Annotated in this window: 4 protein-coding genes; 1 reads left to right on the top strand and 3 read right to left on the bottom strand. The window is 71.4% G+C overall.

Translation table 11 applies throughout. The features are described from left to right. The first annotated feature begins 178 nt into the window (after positions 1 to 178). Positions 179 to 1,264 carry a sulfite oxidase gene (locus FV222_RS21265; protein WP_147815582.1) on the top strand — a complete coding sequence of 362 codons (1,086 nt, stop codon included), beginning with the start codon at positions 179 to 181 and terminating at the stop codon, positions 1,262 to 1,264. Between the two features lie 3 nt (positions 1,265 to 1,267). Here the strand turns inward: FV222_RS21265 and FV222_RS21260 are convergent, their stop codons facing one another. The 3 genes from FV222_RS21260 to FV222_RS21250 form a co-directional block, all read right to left on the bottom strand. Then, positions 1,268 to 1,639 (bottom strand): DUF202 domain-containing protein, encoded by a 372-nt coding sequence (locus tag FV222_RS21260; RefSeq protein ID WP_147815581.1) that lies wholly within the window; start codon positions 1,637 to 1,639, stop codon positions 1,268 to 1,270. Then, the gene (locus FV222_RS21255; RefSeq protein ID WP_147815580.1) at positions 1,636 to 2,526 is read right to left on the bottom strand and encodes a LysR family transcriptional regulator; all 891 of its coding nucleotides are present in this window, start codon (positions 2,524 to 2,526) and stop codon (positions 1,636 to 1,638) included. Before FV222_RS21255 ends, FV222_RS21260 begins: the two co-directional genes overlap by 4 nt. Beyond that, the coding region (locus FV222_RS21250; protein WP_147815579.1) for an anti-sigma factor at positions 2,523 to 3,175 on the bottom strand (653 nt) is incomplete at its 5' end. The genes FV222_RS21255 and FV222_RS21250, both read right to left, overlap by 4 nt.

The raw sequence follows: 3,175 nt of genomic DNA, 5'->3' as shown, positions 1-3,175 counted from the left end.
CTCGGCCGACAACGCCCACGCCTACGTCCTCAACCGCGACCTCAGCGTCGCCGTGGTGGACCGGGCGAAGAACGCGGTCATCTCGACGATGAAGCCCTGAGGCGACGCGCGCCGGGGGCCTTATCGCCCCCGGCGCGTTCTCGTCGTCGACACGTCACGAACGCAGGACAAAGACCCCATGCTCGGCCTGTTCCAGCGCAAGGACCGCCTCATCGTCCACGGAAAGGCGCCCTACAACGCCGAGCCGCCGCTCGATCGCCTACGCGCCGCCTTCCTCACCGATCAGGCCGACTTCTACGTCCGCAGCCACGGGAATATCCCGGATCTCGACGCCGACGGCTACCGCCTGACCGTCGACGGGATGATCGCGACGCCGCTCGACCTGTCCGTCGCCGACCTCAAGGCGCGGTTCGCACCCATCACCGTCACGGCAGTCATGCAATGCGCCGGCAACCGCCGGGCGGACATGTTGGCGGTGGCCCCGGTCGCCGGCGACCCGTGGGCGGCCGGCGCCATCGGTAACGCGGAATGGACCGGCGTGCGCCTCGCCGACGTCCTGCGCGCGGCCGGCCTCGACGCGGGGTGCGCACGTCACGTCGCCTTCGAGAGCCACGACCGGATCGCCCATACGGACACGCGCTTCGGCGCCTCGATCCCGCTCGCCAAGGCTCTCGCCCCCGAGACGCTGCTCGCCTTCGCGATGAACGGCGAGCCTCTCGCCCCCGAGCACGGCCATCCGTTGCGCGTGGTGGTACCGGGCTTTGCCGGCATCCGCAGCCCGAAATGGCTCGCCCGCATCACGGTGCAGGATCACCCCTCCGACAACCCGATGCAGGCCGACGACTACAAGCTGTTTCCGCCCGACGTGACCGCCGAGACCGCGGACCCCGTCCACGGCATCACCATCGAGGCGATGCCGCTCAACAGCGCGATCTGCGAGCCCGCCCGCGGCGCAGCGTTGAAGGCCGGCCGGCACGCGATCCGCGGCTACGCCATCGCCAGTGACCGCGCGGTCGCCCGCGTCGACGTCTCGACGGATGGCGGTCGCAGCTGGGCGCAGGCCCGGATCGACCGCGATGCGGACGCGCCCTACGCCTGGACGTTCTGGGAGATCGACTGCGAGCTGACGACCGGCGAGCACGAACTCGCGGTGCGGGCCTGGGATTCCGCCGGCCAGACCCAGCCTGCGGCGCCGGACGACACCTGGAACTACAAGGGCTACCTCAGCGCCGCCTGGCACCGGGTGCGGGTAACGGTGGCCTGACCGTCATGCCCAGAGCAGGGCGGTGGCCGCAAGGCCCGAGATCGCGATCAGCAGGGCCGCAACCCCGACGGTGAGGATGCGCGGCATCATCGGGATCTCGGCATGGGCGAGTCGCGCCCGAATCGCCCGGTCTCGCCATGCGGCGCCGGCGAACGAGGCGAGCGCACAGGCGATCAGCGTGAGCGACAGCACCTTCAGTGGCCAGACCGCCAGCACCTCTCGCAGGAAGCGCTGCGCGGCCAGGCCGACGCCGAGGAAGGCGAGCCCGGTGCGAAGCCACGCCACGAAGGTGCGCTCGGCCGCCAGCACGGTCCGGTCCTCGGCGAGCCTCACCCGCGGGTCGTCGGGGGGCACGGGTTTTGCAGGATCGCTCATCCGGCATCTGCCGTCGCGATCAGGTCGAGCAACGCGTCGGCGGCCCGGCTGCGGTAGCGCTCCTTGTGGCGCAGCACCCGGAACGGTCGGCTTGGCAAATCGAACGCCGCCCGTACCAGGGTCCCGGCTTGAAGCGCTGCGGCGACCACGGTCTCGGACAGGACGGCGGCCCCACCTCCGGCCTCGACGGCGGCGCGGACCGCCTCGTTGGAAGGCAGTTCGAGCGTGACCCGAAGCCGGGCCACGGCCAGACCGGCCTCCGTGAGCGCTGCCTCGAAGGCCGAGCGGGTTCCCGATCCCGCCTCGCGCAGCACCCAATCGGCCCCGGCAAGGTCCTCGGGTTCGAGCGCGGTCGTCCCTGTGAAGGGATGTGTTGGGGCGACCACGAGGACGAGTTGGTCCCGCGCGATGGTGGTGCTCGCAAGCGTCGGGTCGTCCAGCGCCCCCTCGACGAAGCCGAGTTCGGCCGTGCCCGCGCGCACCGCGTCGGCGGCGTCGGTGGTGTTGCCCACGGCCAAGCGGATGGCGATCTCAGGGTAGGCGCGGCGGAAGGCAACGAGGTGGCGCGGCAGCCAGTCGCTGGCGATAGTCTGGCTGGCAAACAGCGCCAGCGTCCCGCGTCGTAGGCCGCTGAGGTCGGCGAGCACCAGTTCGGCGGCTTCCGCCCGGGCGAGCACCGCGCGAGCCTCGACGAGGAACACACGCCCCGCCTCGGTAAGTTCGATCCCACGGCCGACCCGGTGAAAGAGTTTCGTCGCGTGCCGCCCCTCGATGTTGGCGATCGCCGTGCTGACCGCCGATTGGACGAGGTTCAGCGCCTGGGCAGCCCGCGTCACGTGCTGCCGGTCGGCTACCGCCACGAAGATGCGAAGCTGGTCGAGGGTCACGGCTTCCGTCGGTCCGGCGCGAGGCCACGCACCTGAGCATCAACGGCCTGGGCGACCGTCAACAGCCGCGCCTCGTCGGTGCGGCCGGTGACGACGTAAGACATGCCGCCATCGACCCAGGAGAAGGCAGCGATGTCGCCCTCTCGGGCGAAGCGGAAGAGCGTTCGCCCATCGCCGTCTCCGACGCGGCTGTAAAGCGTCAGGCGGGTTCCACGGTCGTCGTCGTACATTAGCATCGCTGCGGATTCGGCGCCGGCCGGCAGCAGCCGCCCGCCCATCAGGCGAAACCCTTGGGCCGCGAGATCGGGGGCCGCTACCGCGTGACCGAGGCGCTTCGAGAGCCACGTCACGAGGTGGGGCTTCTCGTCGGCGCGCACCTCCACCGGATGCACCACCTCGACCACGAAGGTGCGAAAGGCCGCGACCGCGTCCTGCGTCGCCGGTTCCTCCGCCACCATCGCCGTCGCGGGTCCGCCGCGCAGGGCATGGCCGACCCAGCCGCCGGCACCGCCGAGCGCAAGGCAGAGCACGGCTGCAGCCGCCATGGGGAACCAGCCCCCGCCGACGAACCGACGTCGCGGGCGAATGTTGGCCACCCGGAGCCGTGCCGGGATCGCCTCCTCGGCGATCGGCGCGAGGCGGCGCAGGA

This window comes from Methylobacterium sp. WL103 (assembly GCF_008039885.1).
Classification (GTDB): Bacteria; Pseudomonadota; Alphaproteobacteria; order Rhizobiales; family Beijerinckiaceae; genus Methylobacterium; species Methylobacterium cerastii.
The sequence above is the reverse complement of the archived record's forward strand: the minus strand, read 5'-3'. Positions and strand labels throughout refer to the sequence as shown.

Excerpts from the sequence above, each read along its gene's own strand:
- FV222_RS21265 (WP_147815582.1), top strand. The coding sequence starts at position 179 with ATGCTCGGCCTGTTCCAGCGCAAGGACCGCCTCATCGTCCACGGAAAG.
- FV222_RS21260 (WP_147815581.1), bottom strand. The coding sequence starts at position 1,639 with ATGAGCGATCCTGCAAAACCCGTGCCCCCCGACGACCCGCGGGTGAGG.